At 40.4% G+C, this 14,267-nt stretch carries 13 protein-coding genes; 6 read left to right on the plus strand and 7 right to left on the minus strand.

Translation table 11 applies throughout. The annotated features are described in order from the left end of the window. Nucleotides 1–16: 16 nt before the first annotated feature. The 5 genes from ACM0P2_RS13870 to ACM0P2_RS13890 all read right to left on the minus strand — a co-directional run bounded on the left by ACM0P2_RS13870 (nt 17) and on the right by ACM0P2_RS13890 (nt 4,084). A complete protein-coding gene (locus ACM0P2_RS13870; protein WP_173360001.1) occupies nt 17–1,135 on the minus strand; it encodes a nucleotidyltransferase family protein in 1,119 nt (372 codons plus the stop codon). Next, entirely contained in the window at nt 1,122–1,988 is an 867-nt protein-coding gene (locus ACM0P2_RS13875) for an HprK-related kinase A (RefSeq protein WP_159119950.1), read from the minus strand. The genes ACM0P2_RS13870 and ACM0P2_RS13875 overlap by 14 nt, the downstream gene beginning before the upstream one ends. Continuing rightward, the gene (locus tag ACM0P2_RS13880) at nt 1,979–2,209 is read right to left on the minus strand and encodes a hypothetical protein (protein WP_159119949.1); all 231 of its coding nucleotides are present in this window, start codon (nt 2,207–2,209) and stop codon (nt 1,979–1,981) included. Before ACM0P2_RS13880 ends, ACM0P2_RS13875 begins: the two co-directional genes overlap by 10 nt. Beyond that, entirely contained in the window at nt 2,202–2,894 is a 693-nt protein-coding gene (locus ACM0P2_RS13885; protein WP_159119948.1) for a hypothetical protein, read from the minus strand. The genes ACM0P2_RS13880 and ACM0P2_RS13885 overlap by 8 nt, the downstream gene beginning before the upstream one ends. 389 nt (nt 2,895–3,283) lie before the next feature. Then, entirely contained in the window at nt 3,284–4,084 is an 801-nt protein-coding gene (locus ACM0P2_RS13890; RefSeq protein ID WP_419226710.1) for a trypsin-like peptidase domain-containing protein, read from the minus strand. Between the two features lie 136 nt (nt 4,085–4,220). Here ACM0P2_RS13890 and ACM0P2_RS13895 point away from each other — a divergent pair, with 136 nt between their 5' ends. From ACM0P2_RS13895 to ACM0P2_RS13920, 6 genes are all read left to right on the plus strand, one after another. After that, on the plus strand, nt 4,221–4,853 hold the full coding sequence (locus ACM0P2_RS13895; protein WP_159119947.1) for a YdcF family protein: 633 nt from the start codon (nt 4,221–4,223) through the stop codon (nt 4,851–4,853). A gap of 63 nt (nt 4,854–4,916) precedes the next feature. Beyond that, nucleotides 4,917–7,430 carry a tetratricopeptide repeat protein gene (locus ACM0P2_RS13900; protein ID WP_159119946.1) on the plus strand — a complete coding sequence of 838 codons (2,514 nt, stop codon included), beginning with the start codon at nt 4,917–4,919 and terminating at the stop codon, nt 7,428–7,430. Nucleotides 7,431–7,538: 108 nt separating this feature from the next. Continuing rightward, entirely contained in the window at nt 7,539–8,360 is an 822-nt protein-coding gene (locus ACM0P2_RS13905; protein ID WP_159119945.1) for a PEP-CTERM/exosortase system-associated acyltransferase, read from the plus strand. Beyond that, nucleotides 8,353–9,984 carry an FAD-binding oxidoreductase gene (locus ACM0P2_RS13910; protein WP_159119944.1) on the plus strand — a complete coding sequence of 544 codons (1,632 nt, stop codon included), beginning with the start codon at nt 8,353–8,355 and terminating at the stop codon, nt 9,982–9,984. Before ACM0P2_RS13905 ends, ACM0P2_RS13910 begins: the two co-directional genes overlap by 8 nt. 181 nt (nt 9,985–10,165) lie before the next feature. Next, a complete protein-coding gene (locus ACM0P2_RS13915; protein WP_159119943.1) occupies nt 10,166–11,203 on the plus strand; it encodes an EDSAP-1 family PEP-CTERM protein in 1,038 nt (345 codons plus the stop codon). 113 nt (nt 11,204–11,316) lie between these two features. Continuing rightward, the gene (locus tag ACM0P2_RS13920; protein WP_159119942.1) at nt 11,317–12,378 is read left to right on the plus strand and encodes a GNAT family N-acetyltransferase; all 1,062 of its coding nucleotides are present in this window, start codon (nt 11,317–11,319) and stop codon (nt 12,376–12,378) included. Here ACM0P2_RS13920 and ACM0P2_RS13925 read toward each other — a convergent pair. Both ACM0P2_RS13925 and ACM0P2_RS13930 read right to left on the minus strand, forming a co-directional pair. Continuing rightward, a complete protein-coding gene (locus ACM0P2_RS13925; protein ID WP_159119941.1) occupies nt 12,359–12,943 on the minus strand; it encodes an acyltransferase in 585 nt (194 codons plus the stop codon). The genes ACM0P2_RS13920 and ACM0P2_RS13925 overlap by 20 nt on opposite strands. Then, nucleotides 12,940–14,151: a TIGR03087 family PEP-CTERM/XrtA system glycosyltransferase gene (locus tag ACM0P2_RS13930; protein ID WP_159119940.1), complete on the minus strand. Its 1,212-nt coding sequence runs from the start codon at nt 14,149–14,151 to the stop codon at nt 12,940–12,942. The genes ACM0P2_RS13925 and ACM0P2_RS13930 overlap by 4 nt, the downstream gene beginning before the upstream one ends. Nucleotides 14,152–14,267 lie beyond the last annotated feature (116 nt).

Consider the following 14,267-nt stretch of genomic DNA (forward strand, 5'->3'; position numbering starts at 1 on the left):
ATAAGATTATTACCCACTATTTAGGTGTCCCTTCAGCATCAAAAAAATGTTTACCCAAAATAGACTGTGCAAGCGCTCTGCCAGATTTGATAGAAAGATGATAAATGAGCAACATTAAGGGCATTTTACACCAATGGCCTCTCGCCCACGCAAGAAAATTAGCGACACCTCTACCGGGTACTTTACATAGTGGGTGATGAGGCGACAATGCTTTTAGCATTACCAAGTCTAACAACATTAGTTTAGCGCTTGTATAGGGCACATCACTGATGAGTTTAGGCGGCAGTTCATAACCAAGCTTCTTACTGCTGTAGCGACACCCCAAAAATAGTTCTTTATAAAAGCCTGTTTCTTTCGCGAGACGAATAACCTCATCCCAAAATGTTGAATTGCCATAGTCTTTGATAATAGAAGAAATGTCATACAAATCGCGATGTGCCTGCTTGAATGTTTCATTAAAGATAAGATGAATACATGAGTGAAGCAGCATGGCGTGAGGTTTGAGTACCGTTACACCATTAACATGCATGGTCTGAGATAAAAATGCTTCAATATCTGGTGCTTTCCCTGATATAGGAGGGACCAGATTGTGATGAATGTCCACAACAGTGCCTCGTCTAGACTGCACAAGAGGAGGAATCTCGTGTGCCCACTCTCGATAGTACCGTTCATCATAATCATTGATCGGTTTACTCAGCCAACCTTTAAATAAAAGGCTCTTTTCAATTTTATCCAAACATTCCTTCGGTACTAAAACATCAATATCTGAAAACAAGCGGCCTTTAGAAACTGTCATGTTAGCTAGGCAGTAAGCTGCGCCTTTCAAGTACAAGCATTGAGGCGTGACGGTTTTGATTGAATCAGATAGAAGCGAAACTTCATACTTTAAATGATCGGCTTGTCGCTGAGCCATGATCAACGCATTTTTAAGGTGCCCTTGCACTACCATTGGAAAACTGACAAGTAAATCTAACTCTTCACATCTAAAAGCAAAGAGTGACAGTAAGCGCTCGAAACGCAAAATTTTTATAAAACTAAACCACCACGCATCACTTTTACCTATGCAGCTCTCGGGGTCTTGAAGCGCTCGAACAATTGCTTCTTCGGTTATAGGTAACGAATTAGAGGACATCATTTTCCAAGAAGCTCTGTAGTTCTTCTAAATTATTATACTTAACTTCAAAAGTTTGACATTTCTCAACTAAATTCGTCAGTGTTGTAAACCCCGTTCCACCTAGAACGCCATAATTGAATGCGTTTGTAGTAAGCGTAGAAAACGCTTCAGCCTTGGTAAGCTCGTAAATATCGCAGAATGTGCTCGTAGAATATTGAGGATAAACAATAGCAACTACCTCTGCTGTATTAAATCGCTCATGCCACGACGCTTGAGGTGGTGAGAGGTGTATTACATCACCTTTATGAGTGTTAGGAGAAATATGTGAAAATCGCCCATCAGGGAACCACTCTTTCGCTAAAGCAATTGCGTTATTTTTCAGGCAAATAGGCCTAACAAAAGGGGTAACTTGTGTAGTATTTGGGGTCATTAAAGCCATTTCATCAGACAATAGTCGCCAACCATTATGACTCAACCAACTTGTCAACGTGCTTTTTCCTGAGCCAGGAGGCGCAGGAAACAATACCGCCTTGTCACCCTTAGCTAATACCGCCGAGTGAAGAATCACATGCCTGAATTCATGAGCACTCACCACCCAATTGAGGCCCCATTCGAACATGGCCAGACACTTATCGATTGGCATTGGAAGAAAAGGTTCGCGCTGATCGCAGAAAAACTGGCTTTGTGATTTAAACAGCTTTCTAGCAAGGCTAGTATGCTTGATTTTAATTTCGTAATAAGGAAGGGAAATTCGAGAGTCTAATTCTACAGCATCGCCGTAAAGAAGCTTGACACTTTCAACTATTTGCTCAATATCTGTCGACACTCGAAAAGAAAATGGGTGAGTGTTTAGCACAAAACTGCTTAATGCCATTCAGTTTTTATAAACCCCTGTTTGACAAGAACGCTCGCAACATTTGAAACATCCGCCGTCATATCACTTTTCAAGTGAAAAGCACTAAGCAGGTCACTCTCTGAAACAGCCGCCACGAAAATTTCGTTACTTATCGTCGAATAAAATGTTACGCCACTTAGATCAGAAAAGGCGTGGTACATCACGCCTTCTTCAAGGTACTTATCAAGCTTCTTAGGCATGATTTCCGTTAAGCAACGCTTCCAACTCAAGTGCCATGGCGGTTTCTTTTCCAATAGCGCTGGTATGAAGATAGTTGGCAAACGCATTTAAACTAGGAAATAGACCCCTGTGCGGTGTACCGCTATTGCTGCCTAACCCTACATTCGCTGAATCATACAAAACCGGAAAGTTAATTAGTTGCCCATCAAGAGTTTTTCCATGATTAGCTGCATTCAAGATCATTTCAGCGATGTAGCAATTAATGTTACCTGGACCTGCAAATTTTCCCTTAATATTACCTTCACCGTTACCGCCCCCAGGGTTTTGCAATATTTTAAGAAGGGTAAGGTTTTGCATATCCGTGTCAGATAGGACGTTACCATCAGAGTCTTTCATCAACGAACCCGATATCCCATAACCAAAAGGTTTACTGTTGGTATATGAGTAATAACTAGCTGTAATTGAAACAACTCCCCACTCTTGGGTGTGGTTCTTCCAGTATCCTGGTGAAAGCAGCGCTATTGACGAGCCTCCAGCATAGTCAGAACCGGTACCGGATGCCGCAATGGAACCTGCAATAAGAGAATCCTGCCCCCACACAGATGCAGCGGGTAATGACGCTAAAATCGCGCCAGCGGATGTTCTCTTTAAAAATTTACGACGAGCGTTTCTTTTCGCTTCATCGTTATTTATCTTGTTATCCATTCTAACCACATCCTAGAAAAATCAATTCGCACTGTGACACACAAGTTTCATACCGAAACTTAATTCTTTGTTGTATAGAGCTTTTTATTCTATTCTCTAAAAAACTGTAAAAAAATCATACACCCTTTCAGTATAGACTAACCGTATAGGCTGAGATTACAGAGCTTTTCTCATTGAATTGTAGCAAGAAAAGTTTGAGAACTCACCTTTTGAATTATTAAAGGTTACCTGATAAGCAACTTCCATTACATTCGTTCAAATGATACACAGGTATAAAGATACTCAAACCTAAGCTCTACTATATAATCGACCTTATAGAAAATAACACTATCTCTCTAGAAACACAGAGACACCGACGATTGTTCAACCACAATCAAATGTCTATACCATCAATCCTTACCGAAATTACTCTCTAATAACTTAATAACAAATTTAACAGGAATCGCATAAGAGATTCCTGTAGGTGAAGACAACGCGCTTTCTTTCGTGTCTTTAACTAAGACTTTATTTATTACTCCAATAACCTCACCTGTTCTGGGTTCGTACATAGGGCTACCACTATTTCCTGGATAAGCAGTAGCATCCAGTTGATATATCAGACTAACGCTATCTAATCTCTCCATCATCTTTAAGTTTAATTGTTGCGAATTCATTGCTGGTATAGCGTCAGGCGTTATTGCTGATACGTAGCCACGGTGAGTCGCAGGGTAAATCCCTAGTATCGCTCCAATGGGAAAGCCAGTAAACGCTATGTCAGTACCTGGCCTGAGCATGTTTTTAGAAGATAGTGCTACAGGAGTCAAAATGCTATCTAGCTTTAACAAAGCTAAGTCGTGCTTAAGATCTATTTTAATAATCTCTGCTTTTATTTTTTTAACAACCGTACCTTCACCACTAAGCACTACGTAATTTTCAACATACTTCGGATCTAGCGGTTCAGATACCACGTGATAGTTGGTAATAGCATAAGACCCATCATCAACTATGAAGCCCGTTCCTAAAACCCTCGGAGATGCATGCTTATACGGAGCATCTAACGCAATCGCAACGGTACTCTTTGTAACGCTCTCAACTACATCAATAAATTGTTGTTCTGCGCGTAAATGAGTTGATGTGGCCAACAAGAATATAGTACAAAACCCCATTAGCTTGTTTAAACTACCTACCATTTTCAAAAATCGAGCTAACACTAGGACGTTGCTAACTGTGCATCTTTTACGAGAGCTGTTTTTCATTATTTCTTCACCATTAAGCTTAATGTGCTTGATTTTAGCTATTGCCTTAATTCTGAGACAGTTTAATTTCAAACGATTATGCAAGGCATGCATGTATAGTGTTATATCACTAGCGTTGCTAACAACACAGCCTTACGTTGCAGATCTTCTTTTATATCCTTTGGAACATGATATAGCATACTCAGAATCATTGGCGGAGTCCGAAGTAACAGACTTTATCGTCACTCCCGCTTGTTATTACTCTACAGTCGGCAAAGTGTCAGAAATATCAAGATGGAGTCATTGCTCCCTACAAAGACTAGTTCAAGCAAGTAAGCTTTCAAAGAAACTAGATAAACCAATTTTGGTGACGGGTGGAAATTTTTTACATGACCCTGATATAAACTACTCCCAAAAAGCGTTTGAATTGCTTTTTGACCTTGGCGTTTCACGAAAAAATTTAATATTAGTAGCTAAAGGTACAGACACCGCGAGTGAAGTTGAATCGATAAAAGACTATATAACTAAAAGAAATATCATTCTAGTTACTTCAGCAAAACATACGAAAAGAGCGTCATTACTTCTTTCTGAATACTGTAACGAGGTCAGTATTTTCCCAGTAGATTTCCACAGTTCGGGAAGCCTTACCCCATACGTTAAGATGCCATCTGCAAACGCAATGCGTCGAGTAGAGATGGCGATGTACGAATACGGAGCCCGCGTAAAATATTTCTTGCTAAACTAAATTGCTTTGAAAAGCCGAAAAGAAGTGAGTAATGTTAGCGAAACAAAGGAAATGGATTCAACCATGAATAAAAAACAAATTTTATTTCTAGGCTTAACTAGCCTTCTGTCACTAGGGTGCACACAAGAAACTGACCAAGAGAAGTTTTTATTAGCTGAGAAGGACTATGAAGCTAGCGCCTACGAAAAGTCAATTATTCAGTTGAAAAGCTTAGTTCAGGAAAATGAAACGTTTTTGGATGCTAGACTTCTGTTAGCGGACGCATATTTGAAAACTGGTCAGATATTAAATGCTAAGAGGGAATACACTCGCATACTCGAAAATATTAAAGAAGAAAATGCTGACAAAGCCTTTTCGGCGATAGAAAACTACTTTTTACTGAGTTTTTTTAATCAGGAATTCGAAGATATTGAGTCTTTCAATACTACATTTCCAGAGTTACAAAAGAACTCAAGAATTAGTAAACTTAATGATAGATTCTTGATCCTTGTGGGGAGTACTGAGAAAAAAAGCGCCAAAACCCAAGATTTATTAGACCAAGCGCTCATTGCACTAGAGAACAATATTTCGGACCAAAAACTGAAGCTATCTCAAGACGAAACTGCTGCCATCGAAACAGAAAGCGATGGTATTTTTTTACCCATGCTAGGGCACTATTATCTTGCTAACGGTGAGGCTACAAAGTGCATTGATACCTTTGAAAAAGTAAATGAACAACTTTTTACTCACCCATACTCCACCCTACGGTTGGCGCAATGCTATTACAATAACAAAGAATATGATGAAGCACTGTTGTATTCCGATGAAGTTTTGTCTCGATTCCCCGATCAACCATTAGCGAACAGGTTGAAAGGAACGATCAATTTTCTTAACGGTTCTCTTGGAGAAGCTGAACAATATCTACTTAAATCTGCAGATTTTTATCCCAATGACAGCGCCCTCAAAACTTACCTTGGCACGCTATACCTCCAACAGGGATATTACGAGAAAGCATTTCAACAGCTAAAAGGGGCCAACTCAGTATTTCCGAAAGGACATCCTGCAAGAAAAGTCCTCGCTATAACTGAGATAAAGCTTGGGAATTACAAAAAAGGAATAGAGGTATTTAAAAATAGTTTAGTTGATAGCGACGAAGCTAATCTTTCGCTATTTGCTATTGCCGCTAACGCTGCTCAAGCAGAAGGCGATATTGATACAAGAAATCAACTCATCCAAAGTATCGCCTCGATCGAAACTTCTTCTTTATCATCTGAATTTCAAAAGTTTTCTCAATTAAATAAATTTAAAGCAAATTCAGAGGAAATGAATTTTGATTTCATTCCTTTAGTAGCACCTGAGAATGGTGCTTTAGCGCAGGTAATGATTGGGACACTTTATCAGTACAATCAAGTAGAGAAATTAAAACAGATTGCTGACACATGGCAAAGCAAAAACAAAGAGGCAGCAATGTTTGCTGGCAGCGTCGCAAGCTACCTGGAAGGCGATTACGACGCTGCTCTTGATAGTCTTCAGGCAAATAAAGTCGTCAGTCCTCTGAAACATACGCTCATCGTTGAGTCACTCTTAGCAACTCAGAACGCTAAGCAAGCAAGTGAATATCTAGAGGAAGCAATATCAACTGACAAACCTGACCTACTATTGCTTAATCAGCTGTTTATTGTAAATTCAGAAAATAACTATAGTCAGAACTTCGTCTATAAAGTTACTGACTCACTCATTGAAAAGTCTTTTGAATTTGAGCTTTTGAAAGCCAAATTTTTACTACTAGAGAGCAAAAATAAAGAATCCTTAAGTTCTCTTTCTCGCTACAAAAAAAATGCTCAACAACTAAATTCTGCTTATTGGAAGTTACTATTAAAAAATAAAGTAATGGCGACAGAACCTGAAGAGGTTTTGATAGCGTTAGATGAATGGATAAAACACACCCCCGACGTTCCGGATGCCTATATTGCTAAAATAAATTATCTTGAGACGTTAGGAAACGCGAATAAAGCACTAGAAACAACAGAGCAAGCTCTTAAGAAATTTGATGATCCTAGATTACAGTTACTTCAAGTCAACTTTTTGTTGTTAACAAGTTCGTTAGAGTTAGCTAAACAGAAATTCGCTCAAATACCGAAAGCAACTCAAAATACTCCTTTAGGCAGGGGGATCTCGGCAAGCTTTGCATTGACGAGTAAAAATTTTGCTTTAGCCGAAGAACGACTCGCCGAAGCATATGAAAAAGCACCTAGCCCGCGAGTTGCTTCCATGATGTTCAGCGCACTGATGAACCAAAGAAAAGCTAGCGAAGCAATTTCATTCTTAGAAAAGCATGTTTCGTATCTACCGTCAGATATTATCAATATGCGCTTGTTGGCAGACGCTTTAGTTGAGAGAGATAAGCTAAAAGCTCGGAGTTATTACATATTCCTGCTTGAAGCAACGCAGAATAACCATGCTGTCATGAATAACTTGGCTTGGATCGAGAATGAGCTTGGTAATAAACAGAATGCATTAACACTAATTGAAAAAGCGTTAGAATTAAAACCTAATAACCCTAATTACGAAGATACACTGAGATCAATAAAAAATTAACTTTATCTTCAAGGTCTACATAAACAATTGTAGCCCAAAGTAGGTCTAGACAGCCTATTTGGGCTATGCTTATCTAATAGTAACACCGTTGCCAATAAGAGAATGACAATGCTAAAGCAATTGTTTAAAAAAATGGATAGCAACCCACTGCTTAGGAATGTGTCTAAATCACTCCAGACCACGCTTGCAAACAGAGAAGTAAGTAAAATAGCTACCCACTTTAAACAGTTTTTTAATACCACGATAGCAAATGACCAGGCCACGAAGGAACTATCATTCAGGATAAGACATGATGTTTACTGCACTGAGCTAGCGTTTGAACCGGAAAAATCAGACGGCTTGGAGAAAGATGAATTTGACGAGCACTCGATCCATTGCTTAGTCCAGCATAAAGGGTCAAAAAACTTTGCAGGCACTGTTCGCATGGTGATGTCGAATTCTTCAGAGCAACTACTCCCCATCGAGCAATTTTGTAGTCATGCAATAGAAGATGAAGTCCTTCATCCAAAAAATTATAGGCGTGAAGAGATTTGTGAAATATCACGTCTCGCTGTTCCCGCGCAATTTCGTAAACGGAAAACTGACCAGTATGAGGGCGCAGGTACTGGTGTAATTGATGAACATAGCTTCTCACAAAACGAAATGCGTTGTTTTCCCTTCATTGCTATAAGTTTATACTTTATGGCCGCGACGGTAACACAACAAAAGGGCATCAATCATATTTTCGTAATGATGGAACCCAGACTTGCGCGCAGTCTCAGATTTGTAGGAATCCCTTTTACGCAAATAGGAAAGGTGACTGAATATCATGGGAAAAGAGCACCTTATCATATTGACCCCAAAGTGTTATTCCAAACTCTATCTCCTGGTTTTAAGAAGTTGATGATGGTCATTGGAAAAGACATGAAAGAGCAACTCGATAATGCCTAAAAAACTGGAATTAGTGAACAAAATTGAAGCTATCGTAGGAAAACCGAATGTTCTTACACATGGCGAAATGTTTGACGAGTTTTCTACAAGTACAACAAAGGAACAAACACACCCTTGTGCTGTAATCATACCCAATGACAAAAATGAAGTTTTCCAGATAGTTAAATTGTTCAACGACGCAAATAGTCAAAACGATGAAAAGTTCCAATTACACCCTATAAGTAGTGGAAAAAACTGGGGCTATACATGCTCGGAAGCGGGAAGCGACAATGCTTTCTTACTGTATCTAGTCAACCTTAATATCATCACAGAATATGACGACACTTTGGGTACAGTACGAATTGGGGCTGGTGTTACCCAAAAGCAGCTTTATGAATTTTTAAAGGAAAAAGGCCTTAAGTTTTGGATGGACGCAACAGGCTCATCAGTAGATTGCAGCGTTTTGGGCAACAGTCTGGAACGAGGCTTTGGTCATACTCCCGCCGGAAACCACTTTGAGTTCATTAGCGACTTTGACGTAGTTTTAGGAAATGGAAAAGCTATCTCAACTGGGTTTAGACAATTTTCTGACGAATCAAAACGATTTGCGAGTGAAGGCATATACAAATGGGGCGTGGGCCCTTATGTCGACGGGATTTTTTCTCAATCAACGCTGGGTATTGTGACTGAGGCAACACTTAAACTTATAGCTGCACCTGAATGCTATCTTCCATTCTTCATTACGACACAGAAAGACACAAACATTAATGTGTTGGTCGATAGAATTCGTGATTTACGAGAAAGGCAAATTATAAAAAGCTGCGTCCACATAACAAATCTCGATAAATCCCTGCAGGCAGCCCTTGATGAAAGTGACTGGCCCCTATCAAAGCTTTCACTATCAGACGAAGACAGAAAGAGACATACAAAAGCTTACATGTTAAACGAATGGACTGCTTCAGGTGCACTTTACGGGAGTAGCGACGAAGTAGAAGTTTGGAAGAAGAAAATTAAACGCACGTTTGCAAATGGAGAGTTTAAAGTACAGTTTATTAGTGAAGCCAAATTCAAATGGTTAAAGAGAATTGCCCCAAAAGTTTCTCAATTAAGCGGTTTAAAAGTCGACAAAACTCTCGACAAATTAAATAGCCTAATGAAACTGAAACGCGGTGAACCTACTAATGACTTTCTAAAGAGTGTGCATTATAAACTGACCCAACTACCTTCTGACAATGACTTCACAAAACTCGAGAGGAACAAAGTTGGTCTTATATGGCTTGCACCTACTGCCCCAGCTACAGGTAAAAATGCCGAAAAACTCGTATCTATCGTTTCTGAAGTTCTAGAGGAATTCGACGTTGAGTCTGCAATATCGATGACTGTACTCACCTCAACAGCAATTGAATGTGTAATCTCTTTGTTATACGACAGACGTTCTGGTAGTTCAGATCATCATGCGGAGAGCTGCCATAATTCATTGGTAAGACGACTCATAGAGAGCGGCTACCTGACCTACCGGCTCAACAGCTTACAGCATCGTGATTATGACAAATACTATTCTTCTACGTTGATAGAAAGCATTAGAGAGATTAAACAAACACTCGACCCCAACTCAGTGATAGCGTCAGGGCGTTACGGGCTCTGATAATGTGTCAGGTTATTTAACAAAAGTCGCCCACCAAACACAAAACAAAGAACAAAACACAGATAAATCAGACACTTGAAATAATGGCACATTATCTGCGTGTTCTTTTGAGACAATCGCTTCTAACGCCGTGCAGTCAAATAGTCGCGAAAAACAGAATGCTTATTCAAAAGGAAAAGACATGAAATTTTCTAAAATTAAAAAGAGCTTAGTAGCTGGCGCAGTTCTAGCGGGCGCTTCACTCTCCGCAAATGCGGGCGTTGTGGCAACGTCTTATTTGGACGTGCAGTCTTTTGGAATTATTGCTTTTTATGACGAAGCGATGACACAACCTGTGCTCCCGCAAGACTTGGGCACGTTTATTCAAGTAAGTGGCGGTACTCGTTCGGCTCAAACTAGTACGGGTTTCAACGGTGTCGGTTTACCTGATACTCGAGTGTTCGCGACTGGCCCCAATGGCACAGGTACTGCTGATGGGGTATTTGATTGCGCAGGTCCTTCTTGCAACATTCTTGGCTTAACAAACAACAGTCTGATTGGTCAGCACAGTAACGTTGAGGCGATTCACGCTGACAGTCTCGCGAATGGTTATGGTTATGCAGTCGCGGATTCGATCGTTGATGGTAGTGCATTGGTCAACCCTGCCGTTTCAGCGTCAGGTATGACATACGCAGGCGCATCGGTCGGCGGAGCTAACAATAACGCTTCGGCAACTTCTGATATTACTGATTCATTGACTACTGTGGTAAACTTTGCGATTCAGGGTGTTACTGAACTTTATCTTTCATTTACAGCAAGCTATTCACTTTTTGTAGATGCAAGTCAGACACCCGACATTGCTGCCGATCCATCACAGACTGCTAATGCCACTGCATCGGCTGACTTCACTATCTCCCTTGGAACTGACAGTACAAGCCAAGATGGCGGGTCAGTTGGTTTTGACACTGGTGCAGGATTCGTAGACGTTACTAATCTTCTTCCACTATTCCCTCAGAGCTTAGTATCGGCGAGCGATGACTTTACTGGCAGTGATACGGGCGTTTCTGTTGAAAACGGCTCTAGTGCAACTGGGTTTTATCGTGTTGGTAACGGTGATTATCAAGTATCAATTGTACAAGCTTCATCAGCAGGCGTGTCTTTAGTTTCGGCTCCTGGAACTTTAGCTATCGCTGGCTTAGGCCTTCTAGGCTTAGCTGCGGCGCGACGCAGAAAATCGTAAGATACGATAGTAAGTTTACTAAAAGGCCCTCGTAAGAGGGCTTTTTTCATTTTACTGAAACCATTTTTATCGTTAGGCTTGATATCAAGCTTTCTCAACTTAAAATTTTGTTTATGGCAGTATTCCTAGAGCGTAAAATTTTTGCTTCATTTGAAGAGGTTAAAATATTTCTAAGAGAAGTTCATGAGCATATTGACACACGTACCCCCTTTACTTCTCTAGCTTGGCAGGAATCTTGGGCATATTCCCTGAAACTATTTCCTAGTCTTTACATCTTCAAGTTAGAAAACCAGCCTATCGGCTATTGTTGGATAGCGAGTAAAAAGACGCTGCATTTTCCTCCCATTCATTCATGGTATTTAAACCAATCTGGCATAATTAATGAGGACCAAGTTTGGATTGAATATAACACTCTTATTTGCTCAAAAAAACACGAACAAGCATGCCTTATATCCCTCTTAGAGGAAGCCAATAGAAGTCATGTTTGTAAGCTGTATATTTCTATGGCGAACGATATATCAATTAGCAAAGAGATAATTGAAAACACCTTAGGCATTAAAGCCGAAACAATTAATGGCTATCGAACTTCAATGTTTACACCAGACTTGGAAAAGCAATTTTCAAAAAACACCCGTTCTCAAATTCGCCGCTCTACTAGATTGCTTGAAGACCAATATGGCTCGATTTCGGTGAATGAAGCATCAGAAACCCAGCGTCATATTTTTTTGGATAATTTAGGCGCGTTGCATAAAGAGAAGTGGAGCGACAGCACAGAAGGTAGTGGATTTGAAAATCCATCTTTTCTCGCCCACCACACCTATTTTTTAGAAAATTTTTCTGAATATGTAAGTATTGCAGAAGTAAAGGCAGGCACTACTTTATTGGGCTACACTTATAATTTCGTTTTTGGTGATACAGTGTATTTTTATTGCTCAGGCATAAATTATCAGTTTGCAAACAATAAAATTAAGCCTGGGTATACTTTGCATTTCACCTTGATGGAGTATTATCGCAAACAGGGGTTTCATTGGTATGATTTCTTGGGCGGAGAGAGTCGATATAAAGAAAGTCTTTGCACACAAGTATATGCTTTCACTAACTTAACTTTTTATACCAAGTCGACTGGAGGACGACTAGCCCGTTTACTTCAACGCCTTAAGCAGAGACTTTCTTAAGTACTCTAGCCGGATTCCCTCCAACAATAACACCCTCAGGAACATCATCAACAACCACAGAACCTGCTGCGACAACGCTCCCCTTCCCTATGTTTGCCATAACTAAGGCACCGTTGCCCAACCAACAGTTCTCTCCTACAGAGACTTTGGTAAAAACGCCGCCCTGATCTTTTATCGGCTTTTCTGGGTCAGAAAAATTATGTTGTCCTTTGCCACTCATAATGTGCACACCGCTTCCCAACAAAGTATTTTTCCCAATTGCGCATTTACCAATGTTACATTGCGGCCCTATGTACACCCCCTCGTCAATCTCAGTATCTTGTTGTGAAAACAACGTGGCGAAACCGATGAGAACGTTTGGCGCACACGAGGTCATGACAAACCGATAAAAGCCCGAACGTAAATAACACCCTAGTTTACCGGGTATAAGCGATAGCAGCTGGCTAAAAGAGGAAAGCAGCGAGTCTTTGTTTACCACAATAGACAGCATTAAATACAAAAGCGTGAAAGGAAGCATAACCAGTGCACAAAGAGCAAAAAAACTTGTCTTAATTATTGATTTCATATTCTTGCCATTGCCACTTTCAACGGGCTCAATTGTTGTTCCCAGCTATATTCGCTAACTATTGCTTGGTAGCTACGTTGTGCTTTATGTTGTGATAGCTCAAAGTTTTCAATACTTTCCACGCATGCAGCTACAAAGCTGTCTACGTCATCTACTATCCACATGCTGTCGGCGTTGGCAAACGAGATCCCTTCAGCTCCCATAGACGTGGTTATTATCGGTAGTTTACATGCTGCCGCTTGAAGCACTTTGTTCTGCACGCCTCTTGCCAACCTAAATGGCGCAACAAACGCATGAGCTTGGTGAAAATAAGGCAATATATCATCGACAAAGCCCGTGACATCTATGCCATCGCGGTCTGACAACGCCTTTATTTCTTCAACAGGGTTCATACCACCCACGGTAAATTTTGCATTGGGTGCTTTTTCACGAATGAGTGGCCAGCAATTTTTAACAAACCAAAGTACCGCGTCTACATTAGGTTTGTAGTCCATCACGCCCGTGAACAAGAAATGCGGTGCAGTGCTTATTGTCGCCGCGCAAGGCTGCGCTTTCGCTGGATAAAACGCATCGAGGTCTAATCCGTTTCCAAGCACTGTTATCGCTTTCGATGAGTCTACTGAAGAATTAAATAGCTGCGCCTCTTCGCTTGCAATCAAAAAGCACTCATCAAACCGTTGGTTTGTTTTAGCCTCAAGTTTTTTTATACCTTTGCTTTCACGCTTGTATACGCAGCGCATCAAGAAAGAAGAAGAATCTGCGTATTGTGCCCACTTATCTGAATCAACGTCCATAAAGTCCATAAACAATCGACAATGGGTATTGTTGTAATAAGGCGAGCTGAAGATGTAATAGCTTAAACTCGACGCAGTTAACAGCAGCGCATCATCACCCTCTTTCAGTTTCTCATCAATAACACGTTGAAGTGTTTTTGAGTAAAACGCCCCAACACTTATGGGCAAACCTTGCAGTAAGGCCGAAGCATAACGCGTGAATTTACTACCTAACTGGTAAGAGTTGACCGAAATTCCAAGATGCTTGGCTAACGCTTCGGCATTTTTCTTATCTTCTGCAGTTTCTATGAGAGAAAAAACTTCGACTTCGTACCCTAAGCGATTTAGAAATTCAATTTGATGATATGTTCTAAGTTTTTCGCCCTTATTTGGGGGATACGGTACTCGTTGCGACAACACGCAAACTTTCGACATCAGCGCCTTCCAAGCTATCTTTAGTATTTTTATTTGTCCTATTGTCATACTACTTCGAAGCAAATATAAGGTCAAAGTAACAAATTAGTGATGAAGGCTACACAAGTGGCAATTCC

This window comes from Alteromonas sp. OM2203 (assembly GCF_048517045.1).
Taxonomy (GTDB): Bacteria; Pseudomonadota; Gammaproteobacteria; order Enterobacterales; family Alteromonadaceae; genus Alteromonas; species Alteromonas gracilis.

What these genes read in the sequence shown, in the direction of transcription:
- ACM0P2_RS13880 (WP_159119949.1), bottom strand. Translation starts at nt 2,209, where the DNA reads ATGCCTAAGAAGCTTGATAAGTACCTTGAAGAAGGCGTGATGTACCAC.
- ACM0P2_RS13915 (WP_159119943.1), top strand. Translation starts at nt 10,166, where the DNA reads ATGAAATTTTCTAAAATTAAAAAGAGCTTAGTAGCTGGCGCAGTTCTA.
- ACM0P2_RS13920 (WP_159119942.1), top strand. Translation starts at nt 11,317, where the DNA reads ATGGCAGTATTCCTAGAGCGTAAAATTTTTGCTTCATTTGAAGAGGTT.
- ACM0P2_RS13910 (WP_159119944.1), top strand. Translation starts at nt 8,353, where the DNA reads ATGCCTAAAAAACTGGAATTAGTGAACAAAATTGAAGCTATCGTAGGA.
- ACM0P2_RS13930 (WP_159119940.1), bottom strand. Translation starts at nt 14,151, where the DNA reads ATGTCGAAAGTTTGCGTGTTGTCGCAACGAGTACCGTATCCCCCAAAT.
- ACM0P2_RS13895 (WP_159119947.1), top strand. Translation starts at nt 4,221, where the DNA reads ATGTATAGTGTTATATCACTAGCGTTGCTAACAACACAGCCTTACGTT.
- ACM0P2_RS13900 (WP_159119946.1), top strand. Translation starts at nt 4,917, where the DNA reads ATGAATAAAAAACAAATTTTATTTCTAGGCTTAACTAGCCTTCTGTCA.
- ACM0P2_RS13925 (WP_159119941.1), bottom strand. Translation starts at nt 12,943, where the DNA reads ATGAAATCAATAATTAAGACAAGTTTTTTTGCTCTTTGTGCACTGGTT.
- ACM0P2_RS13885 (WP_159119948.1), bottom strand. Translation starts at nt 2,894, where the DNA reads ATGGATAACAAGATAAATAACGATGAAGCGAAAAGAAACGCTCGTCGT.
- ACM0P2_RS13875 (WP_159119950.1), bottom strand. Translation starts at nt 1,988, where the DNA reads ATGGCATTAAGCAGTTTTGTGCTAAACACTCACCCATTTTCTTTTCGA.
- ACM0P2_RS13870 (WP_173360001.1), bottom strand. Translation starts at nt 1,135, where the DNA reads ATGATGTCCTCTAATTCGTTACCTATAACCGAAGAAGCAATTGTTCGA.
- ACM0P2_RS13905 (WP_159119945.1), top strand. Translation starts at nt 7,539, where the DNA reads ATGCTAAAGCAATTGTTTAAAAAAATGGATAGCAACCCACTGCTTAGG.